Origin of the sequence: Massilia phyllostachyos (assembly GCF_021044825.1) — a bacterium.
GTDB classification, from domain to species: Bacteria; Pseudomonadota; Gammaproteobacteria; order Burkholderiales; family Burkholderiaceae_D; genus Telluria; species Telluria phyllostachyos.
Genome location: NZ_JAJNOC010000002.1, coordinates 722,229 through 747,367 on the forward strand (window position 1 = coordinate 722,229; position 25,139 = coordinate 747,367).

29 protein-coding genes are annotated in these 25,139 nt (G+C 66.4%); 19 read left to right on the forward strand and 10 right to left on the reverse strand.

Going from position 1 to position 25,139, the window contains the following annotated elements; translation table 11 throughout:
* Positions 1-57: 57 nt before the first annotated feature.
* Both LQ564_RS10175 and LQ564_RS10180 read right to left on the reverse strand, forming a co-directional pair.
* A complete protein-coding gene (locus LQ564_RS10175) occupies positions 58-627 on the reverse strand; it encodes a TetR/AcrR family transcriptional regulator (RefSeq protein WP_231057977.1) in 570 nt (189 codons plus the stop codon).
* A complete protein-coding gene (locus LQ564_RS10180; protein ID WP_231057978.1) occupies positions 624-1,160 on the reverse strand; it encodes a dihydrofolate reductase family protein in 537 nt (178 codons plus the stop codon). Before LQ564_RS10180 ends, LQ564_RS10175 begins: the two co-directional genes overlap by 4 nt.
* A 146-nt stretch (positions 1,161-1,306) precedes the next feature.
* On the opposite strand from LQ564_RS10180, the gene LQ564_RS10185 reads away from it, so the two are divergent.
* Positions 1,307-1,558 (forward strand): hypothetical protein, encoded by a 252-nt coding sequence (locus LQ564_RS10185; RefSeq protein WP_231057979.1) that lies wholly within the window; start codon positions 1,307-1,309, stop codon positions 1,556-1,558.
* Between the two features lie 50 nt (positions 1,559-1,608).
* On the opposite strand, the gene LQ564_RS10190 is transcribed toward LQ564_RS10185, so the two are convergent.
* Positions 1,609-3,309: an MFS transporter gene (locus LQ564_RS10190; protein ID WP_231057980.1), complete on the reverse strand. Its 1,701-nt coding sequence runs from the start codon at positions 3,307-3,309 to the stop codon at positions 1,609-1,611.
* A 285-nt stretch (positions 3,310-3,594) separates the two neighbouring features.
* Between LQ564_RS10190 and LQ564_RS10195 the strand changes: the two genes are divergently transcribed.
* From LQ564_RS10195 to LQ564_RS10210, 4 genes are all read left to right on the forward strand, one after another.
* Positions 3,595-4,773, forward strand: a complete 1,179-nt coding sequence (locus LQ564_RS10195; protein ID WP_231057981.1) for an acetyl-CoA C-acyltransferase — start codon at positions 3,595-3,597, stop codon at positions 4,771-4,773.
* Positions 4,774-4,790: 17 nt separating this feature from the next.
* Complete coding sequence (locus LQ564_RS10200; protein WP_231057982.1) at positions 4,791-5,093, forward strand: Dabb family protein; 303 nt, start codon at positions 4,791-4,793, stop codon at positions 5,091-5,093.
* A gap of 188 nt (positions 5,094-5,281) precedes the next feature.
* A complete protein-coding gene (locus LQ564_RS10205; protein WP_231057983.1) occupies positions 5,282-6,064 on the forward strand; it encodes an SDR family oxidoreductase in 783 nt (260 codons plus the stop codon).
* Between the two features lie 24 nt (positions 6,065-6,088).
* A complete protein-coding gene (locus LQ564_RS10210) occupies positions 6,089-6,997 on the forward strand; it encodes an SDR family oxidoreductase (RefSeq protein ID WP_231057984.1) in 909 nt (302 codons plus the stop codon).
* Positions 6,998-7,000: 3 nt separating this feature from the next.
* Here the strand turns inward: LQ564_RS10210 and LQ564_RS10215 are convergent, their stop codons facing one another.
* Genes LQ564_RS10215 through ygfZ form a run of 3 tightly spaced genes read right to left on the reverse strand, consistent with a single transcriptional unit; the run spans position 7,001 to position 9,086 of the window.
* On the reverse strand, positions 7,001-7,747 hold the full coding sequence (locus LQ564_RS10215) for an NRDE family protein (RefSeq protein ID WP_231057985.1): 747 nt from the start codon (positions 7,745-7,747) through the stop codon (positions 7,001-7,003).
* Positions 7,738-8,025: a DUF4936 family protein gene (locus LQ564_RS10220; RefSeq protein ID WP_231057986.1), complete on the reverse strand. Its 288-nt coding sequence runs from the start codon at positions 8,023-8,025 to the stop codon at positions 7,738-7,740. The genes LQ564_RS10215 and LQ564_RS10220 overlap by 10 nt, the downstream gene beginning before the upstream one ends.
* Positions 8,026-8,027: 2 nt before the next feature.
* Positions 8,028-9,086 carry a CAF17-like 4Fe-4S cluster assembly/insertion protein YgfZ gene (gene ygfZ / locus LQ564_RS10225; protein WP_231057987.1) on the reverse strand — a complete coding sequence of 353 codons (1,059 nt, stop codon included), beginning with the start codon at positions 9,084-9,086 and terminating at the stop codon, positions 8,028-8,030.
* Between the two features lie 113 nt (positions 9,087-9,199).
* Here ygfZ and mltG point away from each other — a divergent pair, with 113 nt between their 5' ends.
* Genes mltG through LQ564_RS10250 form a run of 5 tightly spaced genes read left to right on the forward strand, consistent with a single transcriptional unit; the run spans position 9,200 to position 12,804 of the window.
* Entirely contained in the window at positions 9,200-10,198 is a 999-nt protein-coding gene (mltG, locus tag LQ564_RS10230; protein WP_231057988.1) for an endolytic transglycosylase MltG, read from the forward strand.
* The gene (gene tmk / locus LQ564_RS10235) at positions 10,195-10,827 is read left to right on the forward strand and encodes a dTMP kinase (RefSeq protein WP_231057989.1); all 633 of its coding nucleotides are present in this window, start codon (positions 10,195-10,197) and stop codon (positions 10,825-10,827) included. Before mltG ends, tmk begins: the two co-directional genes overlap by 4 nt.
* 2 nt (positions 10,828-10,829) lie before the next feature.
* A complete protein-coding gene (locus LQ564_RS10240; RefSeq protein ID WP_269143513.1) occupies positions 10,830-11,849 on the forward strand; it encodes a DNA polymerase III subunit delta' in 1,020 nt (339 codons plus the stop codon).
* A 10-nt stretch (positions 11,850-11,859) separates the two neighbouring features.
* Positions 11,860-12,237, forward strand: a complete 378-nt coding sequence (locus LQ564_RS10245) for a PilZ domain-containing protein (RefSeq protein ID WP_231057990.1) — start codon at positions 11,860-11,862, stop codon at positions 12,235-12,237.
* A 48-nt stretch (positions 12,238-12,285) separates the two neighbouring features.
* Positions 12,286-12,804, forward strand: a complete 519-nt coding sequence (locus LQ564_RS10250) for a GNAT family N-acetyltransferase (protein ID WP_231057991.1) — start codon at positions 12,286-12,288, stop codon at positions 12,802-12,804.
* A gap of 50 nt (positions 12,805-12,854) precedes the next feature.
* On the opposite strand, the gene LQ564_RS10255 is transcribed toward LQ564_RS10250, so the two are convergent.
* Complete coding sequence (locus LQ564_RS10255) at positions 12,855-14,474, reverse strand: methyl-accepting chemotaxis protein (RefSeq protein ID WP_231057992.1); 1,620 nt, start codon at positions 14,472-14,474, stop codon at positions 12,855-12,857.
* 228 nt (positions 14,475-14,702) lie between these two features.
* Positions 14,703-15,719: a transporter gene (locus LQ564_RS10260; protein ID WP_371873458.1), complete on the reverse strand. Its 1,017-nt coding sequence runs from the start codon at positions 15,717-15,719 to the stop codon at positions 14,703-14,705.
* A gap of 85 nt (positions 15,720-15,804) precedes the next feature.
* Here LQ564_RS10260 and LQ564_RS10265 point away from each other — a divergent pair, with 85 nt between their 5' ends.
* The 6 genes from LQ564_RS10265 (at position 15,805) to lpxO (ending at position 20,046) form a co-directional block, all read left to right on the forward strand.
* Positions 15,805-16,587, forward strand: a complete 783-nt coding sequence (locus tag LQ564_RS10265) for a TatD family hydrolase (RefSeq protein ID WP_231057994.1) — start codon at positions 15,805-15,807, stop codon at positions 16,585-16,587.
* Positions 16,588-16,591: 4 nt separating this feature from the next.
* Positions 16,592-17,245, forward strand: coding sequence for an ankyrin repeat domain-containing protein (locus tag LQ564_RS10270; protein ID WP_231057995.1), 654 nt, complete (start codon positions 16,592-16,594; stop codon positions 17,243-17,245).
* A gap of 137 nt (positions 17,246-17,382) precedes the next feature.
* The gene (locus LQ564_RS10275) at positions 17,383-18,297 is read left to right on the forward strand and encodes a class I SAM-dependent methyltransferase (protein ID WP_231057996.1); all 915 of its coding nucleotides are present in this window, start codon (positions 17,383-17,385) and stop codon (positions 18,295-18,297) included.
* Positions 18,298-18,450: 153 nt separating this feature from the next.
* On the forward strand, positions 18,451-18,651 hold the full coding sequence (locus LQ564_RS10280) for a hypothetical protein (RefSeq protein WP_231057997.1): 201 nt from the start codon (positions 18,451-18,453) through the stop codon (positions 18,649-18,651).
* Between the two features lie 108 nt (positions 18,652-18,759).
* Positions 18,760-18,987, forward strand: a complete 228-nt coding sequence (locus LQ564_RS10285) for a DUF6139 family protein (RefSeq protein ID WP_231057998.1) — start codon at positions 18,760-18,762, stop codon at positions 18,985-18,987.
* Between the two features lie 159 nt (positions 18,988-19,146).
* Entirely contained in the window at positions 19,147-20,046 is a 900-nt protein-coding gene (lpxO, locus tag LQ564_RS10290) for a lipid A hydroxylase LpxO (RefSeq protein WP_231057999.1), read from the forward strand.
* 5 nt (positions 20,047-20,051) lie between these two features.
* On the opposite strand, the gene LQ564_RS10295 is transcribed toward lpxO, so the two are convergent.
* A complete protein-coding gene (locus LQ564_RS10295) occupies positions 20,052-20,861 on the reverse strand; it encodes an APH(3')-I family aminoglycoside O-phosphotransferase (protein ID WP_231058000.1) in 810 nt (269 codons plus the stop codon).
* 168 nt (positions 20,862-21,029) lie between these two features.
* Between LQ564_RS10295 and wrbA the strand changes: the two genes are divergently transcribed.
* Complete coding sequence (gene wrbA / locus LQ564_RS10300; RefSeq protein WP_231058001.1) at positions 21,030-21,629, forward strand: NAD(P)H:quinone oxidoreductase; 600 nt, start codon at positions 21,030-21,032, stop codon at positions 21,627-21,629.
* A 74-nt stretch (positions 21,630-21,703) separates the two neighbouring features.
* Positions 21,704-22,402, forward strand: coding sequence for a glutathione S-transferase N-terminal domain-containing protein (locus LQ564_RS10305; protein WP_231058002.1), 699 nt, complete (start codon positions 21,704-21,706; stop codon positions 22,400-22,402).
* Here the strand turns inward: LQ564_RS10305 and LQ564_RS10310 are convergent, their stop codons facing one another.
* Positions 22,403-23,851 (reverse strand): PEP-CTERM sorting domain-containing protein, encoded by a 1,449-nt coding sequence (locus tag LQ564_RS10310; RefSeq protein WP_231058003.1) that lies wholly within the window; start codon positions 23,849-23,851, stop codon positions 22,403-22,405. It lies immediately after the preceding gene.
* Between the two features lie 243 nt (positions 23,852-24,094).
* On the opposite strand from LQ564_RS10310, the gene LQ564_RS10315 reads away from it, so the two are divergent.
* Positions 24,095-25,075, forward strand: a complete 981-nt coding sequence (locus LQ564_RS10315) for a Bug family tripartite tricarboxylate transporter substrate binding protein (RefSeq protein ID WP_231058004.1) — start codon at positions 24,095-24,097, stop codon at positions 25,073-25,075.
* Positions 25,076-25,139 lie beyond the last annotated feature (64 nt).

The window sequence follows — 25,139 nt, forward strand, 5'->3', positions numbered from 1 at the left end:
CGCCACCGGTCCCATGGCGCTGATGGTACAGGGATGCGGCGCGGGGGCGCGCAACGCTCAGCCGTGCTTGCCGGTGGCACGCAACTGCCCCAGCAGCAAGTCCAGTGCTTCCTCGTGGCGCCGGCGCAGGTCCTTGGCCTGCGCCGCATCCCTGGCGGCGGACAGCGCCAGGCCGCTGCCGTGCGCATGGTCGACCAGGATGTCGCGCCACGGCGCGAACTGGGGCGTGAGGCCGGCCAGCAGCGCTTCCAGCTGCGCGGTGATGCGCAGCGTGGCGCCGGCGAAGGCCGCCGGCTCGGCGAAGATCGCCAGGGTCAATGCCGGATGGCGGCCGACGGCGTCGTAGTAGCGCAGCAGCAGCGCGCGCAGGGCCGGTTCCGCGGGCGCGTCGTCTGGCGCGCCGTCCAGCACGCCGCCGTAGATCCGCTCCGACAGGGCAGCCAGCAGGGCTGCGCGGTCGGCCACGTGGTGATACAGGCTCATCGGCGTGACGCCGAGACGCGTGGCGAGGGCGCGCATCGACAGCGCCGCTTCGCCGCCTTCATCGAGCAAGGCCAACGCAGCGTCCAGGATCGCCTCCGCCGTTAAGCCCTGGCCGCGCGCCGGCCGACCGCGCGGGCGGTTCATCGCAGCACGCGGTAGGTCGACTGCACCAGCCCGGAGGGGAAACTCCGGCTCGCGAGCAGCGCCAGGCCGACGTCGTGCGCGAGGGCGCCGAACAGCGGCCGGCCGGCGCCGATCAGGACCGGTACCGTGGTCACGACCAGGTCGTCGATGAGCCCCTCGCGCAGGAAGGACTGGATCAGCTGCCCGCCGTCCACATAGACCCGGCGTACGCCCTGCTCCGCCAGCATGCCCAAGGCCGCGCGCGGGGCCAGCGGCGAAAAGTGCAGCCTGCCTTCCAGTGCGTCCGGCACCGGCGTCCCGGCCAGCAGTCGCGACAGTACCAGCACCGGGCGGTCATAGGGCCAGGTGGCGAAGGTCGCGACCTTTTCGTAGCTGCCGCGACCCATCACGATGGCGTCCTTGTCGGCGATGAAGTCGTCGTAGCCATGGTCTTCGTCGGCGGCGTCGCGCTCGAGCAGCCAGCCGATGTCGCCATCGGGGCGTGCGATATAGCCGTCGAGGCTGGTAGCGATGAACACGTGTGCGGTCGTCATGCTTCCTCCTTAAATATACGGCGTATAATTAAACCACGATCCGGGATCCGGGGCAAGCCGCCGCCGGCCACGTGAGAATGCGCGACTTTGTCTGGCCGCCCGCGCTGTTACACTTTCACATTCAGTGCATGGTCCAATGAGCCCCGATGACGAATCTCGAAAGAACATGGTGGTTTTGCGCGCTCGCCGGTGGCGTCAGCGCATTCGGTACCCGCTTCATCCTCGACATGGCGGGCATCGCGTCACCGAGCGGCGCGGCGCAATGGACGCTGTTCGCGTTCTGCTTCTTCGGCGTGTGGCGGCTGTTCGCCGCAGCCGCCTGGCTGGCCGTGTTGCTGGTCAAGCCCACCAGCAGGCTGCTGGACCGGGGAGCGGCGAAACCAGGCCGCGCCGCATAAAAAAATGCCGCTGTTTCCAGCGGCATTGTCGTTTCGGAGGAGGCGTCGCCTCAGTCGTGCGCGTAGATGTTGTTGTCCTTGGTCTCGCGGATGAACAGGCCGCCGATGACGACGGTCGCCAGCGCGATGACGATCGGATACCATAGGCCGTAGTAGATGTCGCCCTTGAACGCCACCAGTGCGAAGGTCACGGTCGGCAGCATGCCGCCGAACCAGCCGTTGCCGATGTGGTAGGGCAGGGACATCGAGGTGTAGCGGATCCGGGTCGGGAACATCTCGACCAGCATCGCCGCGATCGGCCCGTAGACCATGGTCACGTAGAGCACCAGGATGAACAGGAGCAACACCACCATCGGCTTGTTGACCTCGGCCGGATCGGCCTTGGCAGGGTAGCCGGCGCTGGTGAGGGCGCCCGTCACTTCCTTCTTGAGCGCGTCTTCGCGTGCCTTGGAGGCGGCGTCGAAGTTCAGGTTATCCGGCGTCATGACCGCGTTGAAGGACTGGAAGGTAGCGTCGCCGACCTTCACCGATGCCACCGTGCCGGCAGGTGCTTCCTGGATGTTGTAGCTCACCGAGGCCGCCGTCAGCATGCGCGTGGCGATGTCGCAGGACGAGGGGAATTTCGCGGTGCCGGTCGGGTCGACCTGGAAGTGGCAGGTCGCCGGGTCGGCCACCACCACGACCGGCGAGGTCTGGATGGCGCGCTCGAGGGCCGGGTTGCCGTAGTGGGTGATGGCCTTGAAGATCGGGAAGTAGGTGGCCGCGGCGATGACGCAGCCGCCGAGGATGATCCACTTGCGTCCGATCCGGTCGGACAGCGAGCCGAACACGATGAAGAAGGGCGTGGCCAGGGCCAGCGCGATCGCGATCAGGATGTTGGCGGTCGGCTCGTCGATCTTGAGCGTCTTGGTGAGGAAGAACAGGGCGTAGAACTGGCCGGTGTACCACACCACCGCCTGGCCCATGGTCAGGCCGGCCAGGGCCAGGAAGGCGACCTTGGCGTTCTTCGGTTTGAGAAAGGCTTCGGACAGCGGGGCCTTCGAGGTCTTGCCCTCGGCCTTCATCTTGGCGAAAGCCGGCGACTCGTTCATCGACAGGCGGATCCAGACCGAGATGCCGAGCAGGACCACCGAGATCAGGAAGGGAATGCGCCAGCCCCAGGCCTGGAACGATTCCTCGCCCATGGCGGTGCGGGTGCCGAGGATGACCAGCAGGGACAGGAACAGGCCGATGGTCGCCGTGGTCTGGATGTAGGAGGTGAACAGGCCGCGCTTGCCGTGCGGCGCGTGCTCCGCCACGTAGGTGGCCGCGCCGCCGTACTCGCCGCCCAGCGCCAGGCCCTGCAGGATGCGCAGGGTGACCAGGATGATCGGGGCCGCGATGCCGATCTGCGCGTGGCTCGGCAGCAGACCGACCAGGAAGGTCGAGGCGCCCATGATCAGGATGGTGACCAGGAAGGTGTACTTGCGGCCGATCATGTCGCCCAGCCGGCCGAACACCAGCGCGCCGAAGGGACGCACGATGAAGCCGGCGGCGAAGGCCATCAGGGCGAAGATGAAGGTGGTGGTCGGGTCGCCGATGAAGAATTGCTTGGCGATGATGGAAGCGAGCGAGCCGTAGAGGTAGAAGTCGTACCACTCGAACACCGTGCCGAGCGAGGAAGCGAAGATGACTTTGCGTTCTTCCTTGGTGATGCCGGAGGAGGAAGATGGAGCTTTCCCTCCGGCGGTCATGCCGGGTGTAATTGCCATGTGTGTCTCCGTATTATGTAATGTACTTCGGTCACCGGAAATGCTGATTGTTCGTCAGCTGTCGCGGAGTGTGTTCCGGTTTCCTTACACGATGCTTGCTCCAAACTTACTCGAAACTTACAGTTTGACAATGCAAGTCATGCAATAGTTCGGCTGGCAGCGTGTTTACACTCTGACAGCGATCATGCTGCGACGCGCCATATCGATCACATAATTTTTTTGCGAACGACCGTTCTTAATCATGCTATTCTCGAACGGTCCAGAACAGCTCACAAGGAGACCAGCATGCTAGACGCCGTCATCGTATCGACCGCCCGCACGGGCCTGGCCAAGTCGTGGAAAGGCGCATTCAACATGACCCACGGCGCCACCCTCGGCGGCCATGTCCTCGCCGCCGCCATCGAGCGCGCCGGCATCGAGGCCGGCGAGATCGAGGACGTGCTGATGGGCTGCGCCAATCCGGAAGGCGCGACCGGCGTCAACATCGCGCGCCAGGTTGCGCTGCGCGCCGGCTGCCCGGTGACGGTGCCTGGCATGACCGTCAACCGCTTCTGCGCGTCCGGTCTGCAGGCCATCGCCACGGCCAGCCAGCGCATCCTGGCCGGCGAGGGCGACATCTATGCCGCCGGCGGCGTCGAATCGATCTCCTGCGTGCAGCAGGAAATGAACCGGCACATGCTGTACGAGGTCTGGCTCAAGCAGAACAAGCCCGAGATCTACTGGCCGATGCTGCAGACCGCCGAGACGGTGGCCAAGCGCTATGCGATCTCGCGCGAGCGCCAGGACGAATACGGCGTGCAGAGCCAGCAGCGCGCCGCCAGCGCCCAGGCCGCCGGCCGCTTCGACGCCGAGATCGTGCCGATGACGGTGACCATGGGCGTGGCCGACAAGGCGTCCGGCATGCTGCTCTCGCGCGAGGTGACCATCGCCGCCGACGAGGGCATCCGCGCCGATACCACGCTCGAGGGCGTGGCGAAGATCCGCACCGCGCTGCCGGGCGGCGTGATCACGGCGGGGAACGCCAGCCAGTTCTCGGACGGCGCCGCCGCCGCCATCGTGATGAGCAGCCGCATGGCCGAAGCGAAGGGCGTGCAGCCGCTCGGCATCTTCCGCGGCTACGCCGTGGCCGGCTGCGAGCCGGACGAAATGGGCATCGGGCCGGTGTTCGCCATTCCCAAGCTCCTGCGGCGCGCCGGCCTGACGGTCGACGACATCGGCCTGTGGGAACTGAACGAGGCGTTCGCGGTGCAGGTATTGTATTGTGCCGACAAGCTCGGCATTCCGATGGAGCGCCTGAACGTCAACGGCGGCGCGATCGCGGTCGGCCACCCGTACGGCGTGTCTGGCGCGCGCCTGGTGGGCCACGCCCTCATCGAGGGCAAGCGGCGCGGCGTCAAGTACGTGGTCGCGACCATGTGCGTGGGCGGCGGCCAGGGCGCGGCCGGGCTGTTCGAAGTTGTTTAACCGATTCTGGAGTAAAGATGCTCAAGCATATCGTGATGTGGAAGTTGAAGGATGAAGCCGAGGGTGCGGACCGCGCCACCAATGCGCGTGAAATGAAGCGGCGGCTGGACGCGTGCGCGGACATCGTGCCGGGGCAGCTGACGTTCGAAGTGGTGCTGGCGCAGGAAGGGCTGGAGGCGACCTACGATGTGGTGCTGTATTCGGAGTTCACGGACAGGGCGGCGCTGCAGGCGTATATCGAGCATCCGGTGCACAAGGCGGTGGTGCCGTTCATTGGGGCGATTCGGGAGGGGCGGCAGTGCATGGATTATGAGGTGTGATCGGGCGAAAGCGCCAAGCTGGCAAAATTGGGCCCCGGCCTGCGCCGGGGCGACGGTCTCCAGGATTGCGATTCACGGACGCCGTTCTGGCTGCGTCCCCTTGCACGTCGTTCCGGCGCAGGCCGGAACTCCATTTCTCGCCTGAAGTCGCAGCACCAAATCAACAATAACGTTCGGAGACACCACCAATGCGCACCACCCAACAACTCTTCTCCCTCCAAGGCAAAACCGCCATCGTCACCGGCAGCTCCCGCGGCCTCGGCCTGCAGATGGCCCAGGCCCTCGGCGAGCAAGGCGCGCGCCTGGTGATCAGCTCGCGCAAGCAGGACGAACTCGACCTTGCCATCGCGCAGCTGAAGCAGCAAGGCATCGACGCCCACGCCATCGCCGCCGACCTGTCCGACGAGGCGCAAGCCCACGCGTTCGTGGAGCAGGCCATCGCCCACCTCGGCCACGTCGACATCCTCGTCAACAACGCCGGCGCCACCTGGGGCGCGCCGGCCGAGGACCATCCGGTCGAGGCCTGGGACAAGGTCATGGACCTGAACGTGCGCAGCATCTTCCTGGTCACGCAAGCGGTCGGCAAACTGTCCATGATCCCGCGCCGCTACGGGCGTATCATCAGCATCTCGTCGATCGCCGGCCTGGCCGGCAACCCGCCGGGCACGATGCAGACCATCGCCTACAACACCTCGAAGGGCGCGGTGGTCAACTTCACGCGGGCGCTGGCGGGCGAATGGGGCCGCTACGGCATCACGGTGAACTCGATCGCGCCGGGCTTTTTCCCGTCGAAGATGACCAAGGGCGTGTTCGCCGCCTTCGGCGCCGAGAACCTGGCCAAGGACGCGCCGCTGAACCGGCTGGGCGACGACGAGGACCTGAAAGGCGCGGTGGTGCTGTTCGCTTCCGACGCCGGCAAGCACATCACGGGCCAGACGCTGGCGGTCGACGGCGGCGTGTCGGCGGTCTAGCGGCCAACAAGGGGAGATGGAGCAATGAAGGATTTCCGCGGTAAGGTCGCCGTCATCACCGGCGGCGCGAGTGGCCTGGGACGCGAGTTCGCCAATACGGCGGCGGGTCTCGGCATGAAGCTGGTGCTGGCCGACGTGCAGGCCAAGGCCCTGGAACACGCCACCGAAGCGCTGCTGGACGGCGGCGCCGAGGTGCTGTCCATGGTGTGCGACGTCAGCAAGGCGTCGCACGTGCAGGAACTGGCCGATTCGGCCATCGCCCGCTTCGGCGCGGTGCACCTGGTGTTCAACAATGCCGGCGTCGGTTCCGGCGGCCTGGTCTGGGAGAACTCGGAACAGGATTGGGAATGGGTGCTGGGCGTGAACCTGTGGGGCGTGATCCACGGCGTGCGCGTGTTCACCCGCGCCATGCTCGAGTGCGCGGCGCGCGACGGCGACTATGAGGGCCACATCGTCAACACGGCCTCGATGGCGGGGCTGCTGACGCCGCCGGCGATGGGCGTCTACAACGTGTCCAAGCACGCGGTGGTGGCGCTCAGCGAAACCCTGCACCACGACCTGGCTTTGGTCGACGCGCCGATCAAGGCTTCGGTGCTGTGCCCCTACTTCGTGCCGACGGGGATCGCGCAGTCGCACCGCAACCGGCCGGAAGAACTGGCCAGCGAAGAGCGCGTGACGGCCAGCCAGATGGCGGCGCAGATGATGACGGAGAAAGCGGTCGAGTCGGGCCGGGTGACGGCCGCCGACGTCGCGCGCATCACCTTCGATGCGATCCGCGAGGAGCGCTTCTACATCTACTCGCACCCGCAGGCGCTGGCGTCGGCGGCCGAGCGCTTCGACGCCATCGTGAAGGGCGCGCCGCCGGCCGACCCGTATGCGGCGACGCCGCAGGTGACGGCGATGCTCAAGGCCGGCGTCGGGCGCAAGCGCTAAGGCTTACACCGGCTGCACGATCCGCTCGTGCAGCGCCGGCTCGCCCTGGCTGTACAGCATGGCGACGGTCGAGGTGCGGGTGCCGTAGCCGGGCGACTCGATGCACACCGGCGAGAGCATGCGTTCGACCTCGATCGGCATGCCGGTCTCGGGCAGTCGCACGTCGGGGGCGCGGGTGGTGTCGGCCAGCATCTCGAAATAGGCGTCTTCCGGCGCGCCCTGGCACAGCAGGCTCGCGAACTGCGCCTTGGTGCGCAGCACCTTCGGCCAGGGCGCGTCCAGCAGGCCGTTGGAGATGCCGTAGATCCGGCCCGGTTCCAGCGGCTGGCCGTTGCGCGGGTCGTCGCCGCCGCGGTTCGAATACCAATACAGCGCCCCGCGGTCGCCCAGCACCAGATTGTAGCCGTTGTAGACGTCGCCGCGCGCGACGATGGTCTCGATATAGTCGGGCGCCGACAGGTCCCCGGTCAGGAAGCCGGCCACCAGGTCGCCACGGGTCGGGGCGTTCTCGCGCCGTTCGGCCGGGCCGCGGATATTCGTGAGGGCGGCGAACTTCGGGCCGTTCGGGCCGACTGTCGTCACCCCCATCCAGCTGCCGCCGCCCTGCAAATCGCGGCCCGCGATCACGTGCGGATGCTCCGGCCAGGGCGCGGCCGGGGTCGCGGGGCGGTCGTAGAACTCGTCGCGGTTGGCCGCGGCGATGATGGGCACGCCGGGCAGCACCTGCCAGGCAAAGACGATCAGGCACATGGCGGCAGGTCCATGAAGACTTCGGCCCGGCGCGGGCCCTGGATGTATTCGGCGAGCTTGGCCTCGATCGCGGCCTGTTCGACCGTGGCCGCAAAGGACGCGAGCGCGACCGGATAGACTTCCATCCAGGTCTGCAGGCCGTCGCGGCTCTCGGGCCGGCGCTTGAGCTGGCAGGTCGCGCCCATGCAGGCCAGGCGCTCCTGCATCGCGCACACGCGCGGCGCGAGCAGGGCGGCGTCTTCCTCACGCACCTTGTAATACACGTACAGGTCGATCATCGCTAGATGTCCAGCGCGTCGAGGTGGTAGGGCATCTGTTCGAAGCGCAGCGCCGGGCCGCCGGCGGCGCCATGCCGCACGTCCTCGCCGAGCGCGCCGAGCTTCATCTCGACCAGCAGGTCGGACCCGCCCAGGCCGTTCGGCGCGGCGTTGACCACCATGCCGCAGGGCTGGCCGGGATCTTCCATCGCATAGACTTCGTCGCCGGCGCGCGCGGCGGGATTGTCGACCGTGGCCAGCGCCGTGCGGCGTTTCAGCTTGCCGAGATACTGGCTGCGCGCGACGATCTCCTGGCCCGGGTAGCAGCCCTTCTTGAAGTTCACCCCGCCCAGCAGTTCGAGGTTCACCATCTGCGGCACGAACTGTTCCTGGGTGGCGGCGCTGATCTGCGGCACGCCGGCATGGATGGCGGCCAGGCGCCAGGCCTGGTTGCCGCCCAGCGCGAGTTCGCCGGCCAGGCCGGGCAGGGCGGCGCCGGCGGCGTCGATCGTCGCCAGCCACAGGTAGCGCGGCGCCTTGAAGGCATCCTGCAGGCGGATCACGGTGCCGAACTCGCCCGTGACTTTTCCATGGGGCGCCTCGGGCAGTTGCGGCACATGGCGGCGCAGCGCGGTTTCCGCCTTGGCGCCGCCGAGGCCGAGGACGGCGGCGAGCGGCGCCTCTTCGGTGGCGTCGCGCAGCCTGGCTTTCGCGCGCAGCACGAACATCGACAGGCGCTTCTGCAGTGGCGGCTGGATCGCGCGCGGCAGCTGCAGGTAGACGGTGTCCGCGTCGCGCCAGTAGAGGAAGGTCGCCTGCAGGCGTCCCTTCGGCGTGCAGTAGCCGGCCAGCCGGGCCTCGTTCTGGCCCATTTGCTCGACGTCGTTGGTCAGTTGCTTGTGCAGGAATCCGGCGGCGTCCTCGCCTTGCACGGCGATGATGCCGAGGTCGGTCACCGGGGCCACGAAGCCTTCGGCCAGTTCGGCGGCGCCCAGGGCGCGGCCGAAATCCTCGACCTCGCCGGCCGCGTCAATACCGATGCGGGCGCCGAGGGAGGAAAGGGTATCTGTCCAGTTGAGCATAAATCCAGTTAGTATTAGCAATTAGGCTTTATCATTACGGGCTCATTATAAAGATGTCGGCACAATCGCGCCGGGGACGGCAAAAACCTCGGCAGAAACCAAAAAAAGAACACATGGCATTCATTAAAAAAATCCTGGTCACCGGCGTCGTCGTGTCGGTGGCCGCGGTCGCCGGCTTTTCCTGGTGGGCCAAGAGCCCGCTCACCACGGCGCCTCCGGTGATCGAGTTCACCATCACTCCGGGCAGCGGGGTCGGCGCCGCCGCCCAGCAGATGGCCAAGGCCGGCGTCCCGGTCAACCCGCAGCTGTTCAACATCCTGGCGCGCGTCACCGGCCAGGCCGGCCGCATCAAGGCCGGCAGCTACGAGCTGAAACCCGACACCTCGCCGCGGCGCCTGCTGACCCAGCTGGTGCGCGGCGAATTTGCGCAGGAATCGATCACCATCGTCGAAGGCTGGACCTTCCGCCAGATGCGCGCCGCGATCCAGGCGCACCAGCGCCTGCGCCACGACACCGTGGGGCTGTCGGACGAGGAGCTGATGAAGAAGGTCTCGACCGAGTACACCAAGCCGGAAGGCCTGTTCTTCCCGGACACCTACCTGTTCGCCAAGGGCTCGTCGGAACTCGCCATCTACAAGCAGGCGCACCAGGCCATGCTGAACCACCTGAAGGCGGCGTGGGAGACGCGCGACCCGAGCCTGCCCTACAAGAATCCCTACGAGGCGCTGACCATGGCCTCGATCATCGAAAAGGAAACCGGGCAGAAGAGCGAGCGCACCATGATCGCCGGCGTGTTCGTGAATCGCCTGCGCACCGGCATGATGCTGCAGACCGACCCGGCCGTGATCTATGGCATGGGCACGAGTTTTGTGGGCGACATCCGCAAGAAGGACCTGATGACCGATACCCCCTACAATACCTATACCCGCGCCGGCCTGCCGCCGACCCCGATCTCGCTGCCGGGCATCCAGTCGCTGTCGGCGGCGCTGGCGCCGGCCAGGACGCAAGCGCTGTATTTCGTGGCGCGCGGCGATGGCACCAGCCAGTTCTCGGACAACCTGAACGACCACAACCGGGCGGTCAACCAGTACCAGCGGCGGATCAATCAATGACGCAAGGTGCAGGAATCAAGTTGAAAGGCAAATTCATAACGTTCGAAGGCATCGATGGGGCGGGCAAGTCGACGCACATCGGTTTTGTCGCCGAATTCCTGGCGGCGCGCGGCAAGACCGTGGTGTCGTCGCGCGAACCGGGCGGCACGCCGCTGGGCGAGAAGCTGCGCGAACTGCTGCTGCACGAGAAGATGCACCTGGAAACCGAGGCGCTGCTGATGTTCGCCAGCCGGCGCGAGCACATCGCCCAGGTGATCGAACCCGGCCTGGCGCGCGGCGACTGGGTGCTGTCGGACCGCTTCACCGATGCCAGCTTCGCCTACCAGAGCGGCGGCCGCGGGCTCGAGCGCGCCAAAATGGAAGCGCTGGAAGCCTGGGTCCATCCGCACTTGCAGCCGGACCTGACCCTGCTGTTCGACGTGCCGCTCGAAGTGGCGCGCGAACGGTTGGACGCGACCCGCACGCTCGACAAGTTCGAGCGCGAGCAGGCCGCGTTTTTCGAGAAATGCCGCGGCGAATACCTGCGCCGGGCCGCACAGTTCCCTGGGCGCTTCGTCGTGATCGATTCCACCCAGACGATTCCGGCGATCCAGGCCCAGCTGTCGAAAGTGTTGGAGAAATTGTTGTGACGATGTACCCCTGGCAGCAGGACGCATGGGCCCGCCTGCAGCAGATGCGCGAGCGCATGCCGCACGCGATCCTGTTCCATGGCCCGCAAGGCGTCGGCAAGGCCGATTTCCTGGAAACCTTTGCCCAGGCCCTCTTGTGCGAGAACGTGCGCCCCGACGGCCATGCCTGCGGCGCCTGCGCCTCCTGCGGCTGGTTCCTGCAGAACAACCACCCGGATTACCGCCGCGTGCGGCCCGAAGCTTTCGAGGATGAGCCGCCCGCCGAGGGCGAGGAGGGCGCCGAATCCGGCGGCAAGGCCAAGTCGACCAAGGCGCCGTCGAAAGAGATCAAGATCGAGCAGATCCGCTCACTGGCCGACTTCATGAACATCTCCACCCACCGGCAGGGCCTGCGCGTGGTGGTGCTGTATCCGGCCGAGGCGCTCAATATGCCGGCTTCGAACGCGCTGCTGAAGACGCTGGAAGAGCCGCCGCCGGGCACCGTGTTCCTGCTGGCGTCCAACAGCCTGGACCGCCTGCTGCCGACGATCCTGTCGCGCTGCCGCAAGTTCGCGCTGCCGATGCCGGGGCACGAAGAGGCGCTGGCCTGGCTCAAGGAACAGGGTGTGCAGGACGCCGACAGCTGGCTGCGCGAGCAGGGCGGCGCGCCGCTGGCCGCACTGCAGGAATCGGAAGCCGGCAGCCGCGAGGAGATGGACGTCCTGCTCCAGTTCCTGGCCCATCCCGCGGTGGACAGCGCCCTGCGCACCGCGGAGAAGCTGTCGAAGTCGGCCTTGCCGGCACTGGTGGCGTGGCAGCAGCGCTGGCTGTACGATGTGTTCTCGATGAAGCTGTCCGGGCGCCTGCGCTATTACCCGCGCTACCAGAAGGAACTTGCCGCGCTTGCCGGCCGGGTGCCGACCGCCAGCCTGAATCGCGCCATCAAGGCGGCCGGCGAGCGCCGCGCGGTGGCCGACCATCCCCTTTCAGCGAAATTGTTTGTAGAAGATATGTTGCTTGAGTACACTTCGTGCTGCGCATGAAAGGATCCCGATGAACGCCACCACGAACGACTCGACCGCACCACAGCAGCCGCGGCCGTCCGTGTTGTCGCTCGCGATCAAGGAAAAGGCGGCCCTGTACGCCGCCTACATGCCTTTCCTGAAGCATGGCGGCATGTTCGTGCCGACCACCAAGCCCTATAAAATCGGCGACGAGATCTACCTGATCCTGTCGCTGATGGACGACCCCAACAAATACCCGATCGCCGGCAAGGTCGCCTGGATCACCCCGGCCGGGGCCAACAACAGCAAGGCACAGGGCATCGGCGTGCATTTCCCGGCCGACGAGGCAGGGCAGCGCGCCAAGGCCAGGATCGAGGAAATCCTCGGGGCGGCGCTGCGCTCGGCGCGCGCCACCCACACGCTCTAGTTCAATATTTCTAATCTTTGCTGATTCCGGATCAGCTGCGCTTAATCTATGCCGTCCTACACCCACCGCCTGGCCACGCGCGACGACCTGCCGGTCATCGTCGACATCTACAACTCCACCATCGCCTCGCGCGAAGTCACCGCGGATACTGCGCCGATCACGGTCCAGTCGCGGGAACAATGGTTCGCCGACCATACGCCGGAACGCCGGCCGTTGTGGGTGATCCACGATGCCGACGACACCCGCGCGCAGCCGGAAGTGGTCGGCTGGCTGTCCTACTCGAATTTCTACGGCCGCCCGGCGTACTCGGGCACGGCCGAGGTGTCGATCTACATCGCCGAGCAGTGGCGTGGTAAAGGTCTCGGCCGCTATTGCCTGGAACTGGCGATGGCGCACGCGCCAGAGGTGAACGTGCACACCCTGCTGGGCTTCATCTTCGGCCACAACGCGCCGAGCCTGGCGCTGTTCGGCAAGTACGGCTTCGAAAAGTGGGCCCACTTCCCGCGCGTCGCCAACCTGGACGGCATCGAGCGCGACCTGATCATCCTCGGCAAACGCGTCGCCTGAGCCGACCTTGCAAGCAACACCGGTGTCAGATCTGACACCGGTGTTGGGGTTCAGGCTTGCGTCAGCGCCGGGCGGCGCGGCTGGGAGGAGAGGCGCGGGGCGTTGAGGCGGTCGGTGTCCACGGCCAGCTTGAAGACGCTGACCGCTTCCGCCAGGCGGTGCGCCTGGTCCTGCATCGAGGCGGTCGCCGCGGCGGCTTCCTCGACCAGCGCCGCATTCTGCTGGGTCGACTGGTCCATCTGCAGGATCGCCGCGTTTACGTGGCTGATGCCGTTGCTCTGCTCGCGGCTGGCGGCGGTGATTTCGGCCATGATCCTGGTCATGCGCGCCACGCTGGACACCACGTCGCCGATCGTGTCGCCGGCCTGCTGGACCAGGGTGGTGCCGGTGTTCACCTGCGCCACCGAGTCGCCGATCAGGCCCTTGATTTCCTTGGCCGCGGTGGCCGAGCGCTGCGCCAGGTTGCGCACTTCGCTGGCGACCACGGCGAAGCCACGGCCCTGTTCGCCGGCGCGGGCGGCTTCAACCGCGGCATTGAGCGCCAGGATATTGGTCTGGAAGGCGATGCCGTCGATCACGCTGATGATGTCGACGATCTTGCGCGAGGCGGCGTCGATCGCGCCCATGGTGTCGACCACTTCGCCGACGATCTGGCCGCCGCGGATCGCGACCTGGGAAGCCTCCTGCGCCATCTGGTTGGCCTGCTGGGCGCTGTCGGCGTTCTGGCGCACCGCCTGGGTCAGTTCTTCCATCGACGAGGTGGTTTCCTCGAGGGCGCCGGCCTGCTGCTCGGTGCGGGCCGACAGGTCCAGGTTGCCGGTGGCGATCTGGCCGGAAGCACCGGCGATCGCGTGGGCGCCCTGCTGCACCTCGGACACGACCTTGGCCAGGCCGTCGTTCATCGATTTCATCGCCCCCATCAGGTCGCCGATCTCGTCGCGGCGGTCGGCTTCGAAACAGCCCGACAGGTTACCCTCGGCAATGGCCTGGGCGGCGGCGACCGCGTCGGTCAGCGGACGCGCGATGCTGCGCGTGATCGCCACGGCGGCGGCGGCCACCAGCAGCACCATCAGCACGTTCAGCCCCAGCACCAGCTTGGCGCGCGAGGCGTAGGCGGCGCCGATGGCGGCGGTGCGGGTGTCGATTTCCTTGCGCTGCAGCGCCAGCAGTTCCTTGATCGAGGTGGAGTAGGCCTTGGCGGCCGGCGCGAAACCCTCGTTGAAGCGGCGCTCGGCGGTTTCGGCGTCGCCGGCCTTCTTCGCGTCCATCACCTCGACCTTGGCCGCCTGGTACTTGGCGCGCAGGGCCTGCACGTTCTGCAGCTTGGCCTTTTCTTCCTCGGAATCGAGCAGCGGTTCGATCTTCTTGATCAGCTCGGTGCTGGCGGTGACGCTGTCGGCGATGTCCTTGGCGAACACGGTGGACAGCGTGCCGTCGGTGCTGCGCGCGATCAGGCCGGTGCGCACGATGGCGGAATGGGTGTTGACGTACCAGTCCGAGACCAGGCGCTCCTTGGCCAGCGGCTGCGCCATCATCTGTTCGGTGGCCTGGGCATTGGAACGGGCGGTCAGCAGGGCAGCGGCGGTCGCGACCAGGGCCAGCACCAGGACGAGCGAAAACATCAGGCCGAGACGTGTCCCGATGCGCATGTGGCGGAAGAGGTAGCTCATAAGTCAGATTCGTCGGTTCGTGATGGAAGAAAATAGTGCAAGCCAGGCCGATATGCGCCAGCACGGTGCACTTTCGGTCCATGTAGGAGACTCCCTACAGGCAACAATGTATTCTTGTCACACCTTACCGTCGATAGACGTATAGCAACTTTTAAGTCTTTACCTAAATTAATGGTTGGTCAGTTGTCGGAACGCAACATGCCTATCCCGAAAGGCTGATAGCCCACCTCAGCGCTGGCGCTGCAGCCGCAACAGCACCCATGCCACCGCCACGCTGAACACGCCGATCAGTCCCAGCACGATCCAGAAGCCGTGCGGATGCTGCCCGAGCGGCACGCCGCCCACGTTCATCCCCATCAGGCCGGCCACGATATTGATCGGCAGCGCCATCACGGTGACGATGGTGAGCAGGAACAGGCTGCGGTTGTTGTCCTCGTTGACGCGCGCCGCGATTTCTTCCTGCAGCAGCTTGATGCGTTCCTGCAGCGCGGTCAGGTCGCTCAGCACCACGTCGAATTCCTCGGTGGCCTGGCGCAGGTCCTGGCGGTCTTCCAGCGCGATCCAGGCGGGCGGGCGCTGCAGCAGGCGGAACACGGCGGCCGGCTCCGGCGCCAGCAGGCGGCGCAGGCGCACCAGCACCCGGCGCAGGGTGCCCAGGTCTTCGCGCCGGCGCGTCAGGCGGCCCGACAAGAGCTGGTCTTCGCTGGTGTCGACCCGCGCCACCGCCTCGCGCACGATGTGCACCAGCACCTCGGCCTGGTCGCGCAGCAGGTGCACCAGCAGGTCGACCGGGCTCCGCAGGGTGTCGCCCTGGCCGACCGCCTGGCGCAGGCGTTCGATCGAGGCCAGCGGCTTGCGGCGCGCGCTGAACACGCCGCGCGGGGTCACGTGCACCCACAGGGTCGAGATGTCGGCGCTGTCGATCTGGAAGTTGTGCAGGACGTCGTTGACCACCGCGATCAGGGCGTCGTCGGCGATCTCGATGCGGGTCGAGCGCGAACCCTGGTGCAGCGCATCGTAGAATTCCTCGGACAGGCCGCCGTGGACGCGCAGCCAGCGCTCGCTGGCGGCGTTCGACAGGTTGAAGTGCAGCCAGACGAACTGGCCCGGCTGCGGCGCCGCCATCCAGTCGAGCGCCGCCTGCGCGCCGATCGGCACGGCGGGCGCGCCTTCCTGCAGAAGATAGCCCCAGACCAGTCCTGAATCGTCGGAGCCGTAGCTGAACTGCGGTATCGCCATATCCATCCCATCGTGTGCGCTTGCAATATTGTAGAGCAAGCCGCCGGGGCGCTGGGCGACGCCGGAGGAGCGGCTGCATTAAAATGGCGGGATGTTCATCGATTCCCACTGCCATATCAATTTTCCGGAGCTGGCAGCCCGGATGCCCGACATCCTCGCCAAGATGGCCGAGAACAGGGTGACCCATGCGCTGTGCGTGTCGGTCGACCTGCCGGACTTCCCGCAAGTGCTGGCCCTGGCCGAGCAGCACCCGCACATCTACGCCTCGGTCGGCGTGCACCCCGACTACGAGGACACGCCGGAACCGGGCGTGGCCCAGCTGGTCGAGCTGGCCAAGCACCCGAAGATCGTCGCCATCGGCGAGACCGGGCTCGACTATTATCGCCTCGAAGGCGACCTGGAATGGCAGCGCGAACGCTTCCGCACCCACATCCGCGCCTCGCGCGAGACCCGCAAACCGCTGATCATCCACACCCGCGCGGCCAGCGCCGACACCATCCGCATCATGAAGGAAGAGGGCGCGGGCACGGATGCAGGCGGGGTGGCGGGCGTGATGCACTGCTTCACCGAGTCGCTCGAGGTGGCGCAGGCTGCCATGGAGCAGGGCTTCTATATCTCGTTTTCCGGCATCGTCACCTTCAAGAGCGCCAGGGACCTGCAGGAAGTCGCGAAGGCGGTGCCGCTCGAGCGCATGCTGATCGAGACCGATTCGCCCTACCTGGCCCCGGTACCCTTCCGCGGCAAGATGAACGAGCCGGGCTATGTGGCCCACGTGGGCGAATTCATCGCCAACCTGAAGGGCGTGCCGCTGCCCGAAGTGGCGCGCCGGACCAGCGAGAACTTCTTCACCCTGTTCGATACCGCAAAGGCTTGATTCCATGCGCCGGCTCGTCCTTCCCCTCGTCCTGTTCGCGTCCCTGCAATCCTTTGCCGCCCTGGCCGCCACGCCCGAGCAATTGACTGCGTTCTTCCGCGCCGTGCAGCTGAACGACACGAAAACGGTGCAGCAGTTGGTCGGCAAGACCGTCAACCCCAACGAGATCAACCCGCTCGGCGGCGAGCCGGCCCTGGTGCTGGCGGTGCGCGAAGGGTCGATGGGGGTGTTCCAGGCCCTCCTGCAACACCCCGGCACCGACCTGGAAGCCAAGGCCATGAACGGCAACACGGCGCTGATGATGGCGGCCTACAAGCGCAACAAGCCGGCCGCCGAGGCGCTGCTGGCGCGTGGCGCCAGGGTGAACCAGGCCGGCTGGACGCCGCTGCACTATGCCGCCGCCAGCGGCGACGAGGACATCGCGCGGCTCCTGATCGCCAAAGAGGCCCGGCTGGATGCGGTCTCGCCGAAGGAAAGCGGCGCCTACACGCCCCTGATGATGGCGGCGCGCGAAGGCCAGCAGGGGATGGCGCGGCTGCTGCTGGAGCAGGGCGCGGATCCGCGCCTGAAGGACAGCGAGGGCCTCACCGCCGTCCAGATCGCCGAGCGGGCAGGGCGCAGCGACATCGTCACGACGCTCAGCGGCGCCAGGCGCTGAGCTTTTAACATTTCCTCGCGGAACTAAGCGGTAAACACCCTCCAGCTCCGCGCATGGGCGCGATGTTTCCTTCTCCATAATGCTCCCATGACCTGGAAATGTGCACATCGCGTGCACATCGTGCGAGAAGGAAGACCATGCTGAACGAACGCGAAATCGAAAGCTGCTACCTGGGGCAATTCATCCCAGTCCATTACCATCACAATATGCTGATGGACCAGAACCGGATGCACAGCTTCAAGTCCGCCATTCATTATGCCGTCAAGCCGGGCGCGAAAGTGCTGGAGCTGGGCGGCGGCACCGGCGTGCTGTCCTTCTTCGCGGCCCAGCAGGCCGCCAAGGTGTACTGCGTCGAATACAACCCGGACATGGTGCGCGAGGCGCGCAAGTTCCTGGCGATGAATCCGAACGGCCACAAGGTCGAGGTGATCCACGCCGACGCTTTCGACTACCTGCCGCCGGAACCGGTCGACGTCGTGATCTGCGAAATGATCCACGTCGCCATGCTGCGCGAGAAGCAGGTCGAGGTCATCGAGTCGTTCAAGCGCCGTTACCTCGCCAAGTTCGGCGGCCCGCTGCCGGTGTTCCTGCCGGAAGCCGTGATCATGGCGGCCCAGCCGATCTCGCAGGAATACGATTTCGAAGGCTTCCACGCCCCGATCGTGCAGTTCCAGGAAACCGGCGTGATCTGGCCGGGCACCGTCGAGCTGGGCCAGCCGGCCGTGTACAGCGTGATCGACTTCAGCCAGCCGGTGGACAGTGTGTTCGCCTGGGAAGGCGCGATCATGGTCGAGAAGGGCGGGCTGTTCAATGCCATGCGCTTCATCACCAAGAACGTGCTGGCCATCGTGCAGGAGCAATCGACCACGATCGACTGGCTCAACCACTACATGACCCTGCCGCTGGCCAACCCGATGCAGGTGGCCGCGGGCGACATGCTGCACGTGGCCTTCCAGTACCGCGCCGGCGGGTCGATCCCGTCGCTGCAGGCCTCGATCCAGGCGCAGGTGATCAACCAGAAGGTGACCGAGCAAGTTCCCGCATTCGCTTGATCGTAAAGATAGGCCGGGGTCAGGCCTGACCCCGGCGTCCCGGTTTTTCCCACTTATCCCCCGATTCGTACCGTTCGTCGCATACGGATTGTCAATACCGCAGCAAAACCCTACAGTCCCTCCTGACCCGTCAAACTCAAAGGAGCGAGGACAATGTTAGGTTTCCTGCTATGGTTGCTGCTGCTGTTCCTGTGCTGGCCCATCGCCCTGCTGGCGCTGCTGCTGTATCCGCTGGTGTGGCTGATCCTGCTGCCATTCCGGCTGCTCGGCATCGGCGTCGAGGCGGTGTTCGAACTGCTGCGCGCCATCGTGATGTTGCCGGCACGCATACTGGGGAACTCGCCTGGCCGGTGACATGCCTGCCGAGTGTGGGTCAGTTAACAGACGACAGCGCTTCGATCTTCTACTGTGGAGCTGCCCGCTTTCATCGTGAAAGCAGGCTTTGACTTTGAGGAAACGACTATGCGCTTGGATATTTACCGTAGAGCAGATACCGACGGCAAGCTGTCCTATCTGGCAGTACCGGAATCACGCAACATCCCTGAGGAAGCCACCAATACCGATTGGGAAATCGAGACCCGTGCCTACGAGGTCGACGACGACGCCAACCAGGTGAGCGAATTCGACCTGGAAAACGTCTCCGGCCAGATCGGTGAAAAGGGTTACGCGATCACCTCGAGCCAGCATTGAGTTTCCCTGTCGGCCGGGAAGGCTGACATGCTGAACCGGCGCTCTAGCCGGCGCAACCTGGGGCCGTAGAATTGCGGCCCCGCCTCCAACGGCCGAGCGGCCGTTATGGTATTCTGCGTCCTTGTCAAGCTGGCCGATCGGGCCGAGATGGAGGATGCAATGAAGTGGGTCGTGGTCGGTTTCTATGTTCTGTCGATCCTGCACATTCACTTCCGCGGACGGGTGCGCCTGCCGCTGCGCCGCCAGTTGTTCGACCATTCGTCGTTTATGGCGCCCATCAACATCTTCATGCACAAGTTCTCGCGGGTGCCGAGCACGCCCTACATTCCCGTCAGCGCATTCCCGGAACTGAGCCGCCTGCAGGAGAACTGGCCCGTCATCCGCGCCGAAGCCGAGAACCTGCTGGCGCTGAAGAAGATCAAGGCCGCCGAGCAGAACGACGACGCCGGCTTCAATTCCTTCTTCAAGAATGGCTGGAAGCGCTTCTACCTGAAATGGTACGACGCCAGCCACCCGTCGGCCGAGCGCCTATGCCCGCAGACTTATGCGCTGCTGCAATCGATCCCTTCGGTCAAAGCGGCGATGTTCGCCGAGCTGCCGCCGGGCGGCAAGCTGAACCCGCACCGCGACCCCTTCGCCGGCTCGATGCGCTACCACCTGGGCCTGGCCACGCCGAACGACGACCGCTGCTTCATCGAGGTCGACGGCGAGCGCCACAGCTGGCGCGATGGCCAGGGCGTCATCTTCGACGAAACCTATATCCACTGGGCCATCAACGGCAGCGAGAGCGACCGCATCATCCTGTTCTGCGACGTCGAGCGCCCGATGCGCTACCGCTGGATGGGGGCGTTCAACCGCTGGTTCGGCCGCACCGTGATGACCGCCGCCGCCTCGCCCAACGAAACCGGCGACCAGGTCGGCCTGGTGAGTAAACTCTTCCGCGTTTCCTACTACATGGGCCAGTACCGCCGCCGCTTCAAGGCGTGGAACAAGACGGCCTACAACATCACCCGCGTGCTGCTGGTGGTCGCGCTGATCGCCTTCATCTGGTGGCTCTGACCTGATCAGAACAGCTCGTCGAGCATGAGGTGGAAGGCCAGCTTGCGCTGGTCTACCGCGTCGATCCCGTAGCTGGCGAGGAAGCGCTGCTGGCAGTCGGCGCCGAATTCGCCCAGACAATTCCACATGATGGCCAGGTCCTGGTAGCGGTCGGCGATGCCCACCCGGCCGGCGTCGATCACGCCGCACACCGCGGCGTCCAGCACGAACAGGTTGTCGAGCGAGTAGTCGCCGTGGGTCACGACCGCGTCCGGATCCAGGGGCAGCAGGACCTGCATCGCATCCCAGACCTGCTCGGCGCTCCAGCCTTCCCGTTCCTCGTCGAAATCGTCCTCGTCCACCAGCCCGGCATCGATGCGAACCCGCGCCGCGCGCAGGCGGTGGGCGTGGTCGCTGGTGAAGGGGCAGCTGTCGACCGGAATCGCATGCAGGCGGCGCAGGAAGGCGGCCAGCGCATCCACCACGGTGGGCCGCAGCGCGGGCTGCGCGTCCATCAGCTGCCAGGCGGCCTGGCCCCACATCGCGGACATCAACAGCCACGCCGCGTTCCTGTCCTGCACGAATCCTTCGACACTGGGCGCCGGCAGCCGGCCGGCCAGCCAGCGCAGCCGGACCATCTCGTTGGCGATCTCGTCGGCGATCGGCCCTTCGCCGCATTTCAGGTAGAGGTCGGGAGCGCCGGCCTTGCCATGCAGGCGGTAGACGGCGCCGCCGGATTCGCCCACGGTGTCGCGCGCCCACCGATAACCGTCGAGGGTCGCGCTGATGTTTGCAGGCGCCGCGGGCGCTGCGCAAGGTTGTTCACGTTTTTCCATATCGGGGGGGTAGCCACCTGGTCGGCTCGTGATGTTGCTCGATTTTATGGCCTGCGGGCGCCGGCGCACCACGCGCCCTGCATGAATTGCCTATCTTCTTGCGGGTGCCGCCAAAACCCCATCGGCGGCACAATAGGCTTTTTTCCAATCACCCAAGGGAGCAAGAGCATGGCAAAAGTCCTGGTGCTGTATTACTCGACCTATGGTCATATCGAACAGATGGCGAACGCGGTTGCCGAAGGCGCGCGTGCGGCCGGCGCCACGGTGGAGGTCAAGCGGGTGCCGGAAACGGTGCCCGAGGAAGTGGCGAAGAAGGGCCACTTCAAGCTGCAGCAGGACGCGCCGGTCGCCACCGTGGACGAGCTGCCCGATTACGACGCGATCATCATCGGCGCGCCGACCCGCTATGGTCGCATGCCGTCGCAGATGGCGGCCTTCCTCGACCAGACCGGCGGGCTGTGGGCGCGCGGCGCCCTGAACGGCAAGGTCGGCGGCGCCTTCACCTCGACCGCGACCCAGCACGGCGGCCAGGAGACCACGCTGTTCTCGATCATCACCAACCTGCTGCACTTCGGGATGACGGTGGTCGGCCTGCCGTACAGCTATGCGGGCCAGATGTCGCTCGACGAAATCGTCGGCGGCAGCCCCTACGGCGCCTCGACCATCGCCGGCGGCCAGGGCCAGCGCCAGCCGAGCGAGATCGAGCTGGGCGGCGCGCGCCACCAGGGTGAACTGATCGCGAAAACCGCGGCCAAGCTGTTCGGCTGAGGGGCGGGCGGTCTTCGGCGGGAAGCGAGGAATTGCGCTAGAGTTGGCAGTCCCGCAATCAGACGAGGACCGCCATGTTCGACGCTTCCGTTTTTCCCATCACGGCCAAGTGGCCGGCGCAGCATCCCGACCGCCTCCAGCTGTATTCGCTGCCGACGCCGAATGGCGTCAAGGCATCGATCATGCTGGAGGAGACCGGCTTGCCCTACGAGGTGCACAAGGTCGACTTCGCCACCAACGACCAGCTGTCGCCGGCCTACCTGTCGCTCAATCCGAACAACAAGATCCCGTCCATCATCGATCCGAACGGCCCGGACGGAAAGCCGCTGGCGCTGTTCGAGTCCGGCGCCATCCTGATCTATCTCGCCGAGAAGACGGGCAGGTTCCTGCCGCTTGACGCGGCCGGGCGCTACCACGCGATCCAGTGGGTGATGTTCCAGATGGGCGGCATCGGGCCGATGTTCGGCCAGCTCGGCTTCTTCCACAAGTTCGCCGGCCGGGAGTACGAGGACAAGCGCCCGCGCGACCGCTACGCCGGCGAATCGAAGCGCCTGCTGGGCGTGCTGGAAACGCAGCTGGGCAAGCATGCGTGGATCGCGGGCGACGAGTACACCATCGCCGACATCGCCACCTTCCCCTGGGTGAACAACCTGGTCGGCTTCTACGATGCGGCCGACGTGGTCGGTTTCCAGGATTTCCCGCGCGTGCAGGCGGCGCTCGAGGCTTTCCGTGCGCGTCCGGCGGTGGCGGCCGGGCTCACCATTCCGGGGTGATCAAGCCGGGCGGCGGCGGCGGCGCTGCACCACCATCAGGCCGAGCGCCGCGCCGACCAGCCAGAGGGAGCCCGGCTCCGGCACTTCCGCCGGCTTGTCCGGATCCCCCGTCGCCGGAGTCGGGTCCTGCGGCGCATTGAGCGTCGGCTGGGGCGCCGGCGAACTGTCCGGGCCGCCGGCGGGGATGCCCGGATTCACAGGCGTGCCACCCGGGATCGGATCGACCCCGATGTCGCTGGCGCCGCCGCCGACCTGGCCGCCGCCAGGCGCTTGCGGCGTGGCGGGCGAGGGGAGCGCGGGCTGGGATGGCGTCGATGGCGTGCCGCCCGGCGACGTGGGGCCGCTGCCGCCGCCCGGGGTCGCCGGCGCCGCGGGCGTGGACGGCTGGGTGGCGCCGGTCTGCGGGGCCGGCGCCGGATTTGTATTCCCGGCGGCCGGCGTCCCGGCGGCCGGCGTCCCGGCGGCCGGCGTCCCGGTGGCTGGTGTCCCGGTAGCCGGCGCTCCGGCGCCTGGCGCAGCGGTGACCGGGGTCGATGCCGCGGGCGTGCCGCTGCCGGCGCCGCCACTTGCCCCGGTGTTGTTGCCCGAGGGGGCGCCGGACGTGTCGCCGGGATTGGCGCCGCTGCCGCCATCCGTGCCGCCGCTGCCGGACTGGCCCGAACCGCCGCGTCCGCTGCCGCCGCGCGATCCGAGATAGGCGCCGTAGGGCGCGCCCGGGACGTTGGCCGCGAACAGGGAGTGCGATGCGCTCTCCGCGCCGCCCGCCAGGATGCCGGTGGCGCCATTGCCCGGCGCATTCAGGAAGCCGCCCGCGGGGCCCTGGTCGGGCAGACCATAGCCGACGTTCTCGAGAGCGCCCGCTGCGGGATCACCCTCGACGACGGCGGAATCGAGCTCCTCGGCCGACGGACCATGCGCTTCGACCGGCAGGCGCGGCGTATCGGAAATCTGGTTGGCGCAGCGCGCGCGCGCCTCGTGGCTGCCGTCGGAAATCAAGGTCTCGCCCTCGGCCAGCATGAGTTTCTTCGCGGTCCAGTAGACCTTGTCGCCCTTGCGGTAGGACACGTGCACGGCGCGCGGCGTGGTCACGGTTTTCTCATGGGCCTTGGCCAGGTCGAACTCGGCATAGTGCGCGGCCACGACCTTGTCCTCGCGGATCACGCGGCCCAGGTCGCGCACGCCCGTCACGCCGCCGGGCACGATCGAATGCGGATAGACGCGGCGCTGGCCGGGCTTCAGCGCTTCCTCCTGGGCGGCGGGCGTCGGCGCGGTGGCGGCAGCCGATGCGGGCGCGGTGTCGGCAATGATCGACCGCTCTGCCGGCCCCGGCGTCGACAGTGCGTACACCAACGCGCCGCCCGCCAGGCCCAGCGCAGCGACGGCGCCCAGGCGCTTGTGGAGCTGCGTTCGCCGATCCTGGCGCCGGGTATAGGGGTAGCTGCGGTCCATGAAATGAGTCCCAGTAGGAGAGTTCCTACAGAATAATGTATTTCTTTTTGTAAATCTATTATTTTCGACCCAAATCTGACGAATTTGTTGCGTAGAGCACGACAGCAACGCGACAGCGCGAAGGACGATCGTCATTTTTGGCAAAACGGCTGTTTGATGACCCATCATTTAAGACGTGTTGCCCAGCCTCGAATACGCTACACTGTCCGCTCATGCCAATTCATCAATACAAGGATGGGGACTATGCGTTTATTCTTCGGCTCGGTTAAGCAACTCGGTTTCGCCATTGCGGCGTCGGCGGTGTCGTTCTGCGCGATGGCGCAGAACTGGCCCAGCTCCACGGTGACCGTGGTGGTGCCTTGGCCGCCGGGCGGCCCCTCGGATATCGCGGCGCGTCCGCTTGCCAAGGGCCTGACGCAGGCGCTCGGCCAGCCTTTCGTCATCGACAACCGCGCCGGCGGCGGCGGCAATATCGGCACCTCGGCCGTGACCCGATCCAAGCCGGACGGCAACACGCTCCTGATCACGTCGAGCGCACCGATCGTGATCAATCCGAGCCTGTACAAGAACATGAACTTCGATCCGCTCAAGGACCTCGCGCCGGTGACGAACCTGCTGCGCGTGCCGCTGGTGCTGGTCGCCCACCCCTCGGTGCCGGCCAAGAACCTGAAGGAACTGATGGCCTACATCCAGTCGAAGAAGGGCCAGTTCTCCTACGGCTCCTCGGGCAACGGTACCCCGCAGCACCTGACCAGCGAACTGTTCGCCAGCGTCACCAAGCTCGAGATGACCCACGTGCCCTACAAAGGCTCTGCGCCGGCGATCTCCGACCTGCTGGGCGGCCACATTCCGGTGATGTTCGACAGCACCATCGCGATCATGCCACATATTAAGAGCGGTAAAGTCAAGCCGATCGCCATCTCGAGCGCCAAGCGTTCGCCGCTGCTGCCGGATGTTCCGACCTTCGCCGAAGCCGGCCTGCCGCAGATCGAGTCCTACGCCTGGTACGGCTTCTTCGCTCCGGCCAAGACCCCGAAGGCGGTGGTCGACAAGATCAATGCCGAGGCCCAGAAAGTCATGAAGGGCGCCGAGTTCCAGAAGGTGCTGGCCGATACCGGTTCGGACTACGTGGGCGATACGCCGGAGAACTTCGGCAAGTTCGTCGCGGCCGAGCACGCGCGCTGGTCGAAGGTGGTCAAGCAGAGTGGTGCGACGGTCGACTGATCGACCTTCGCTTCAAGAACAAACGCCGCCACGGGTAACCGGGCGGCGTTTATTTTTTCCTGTG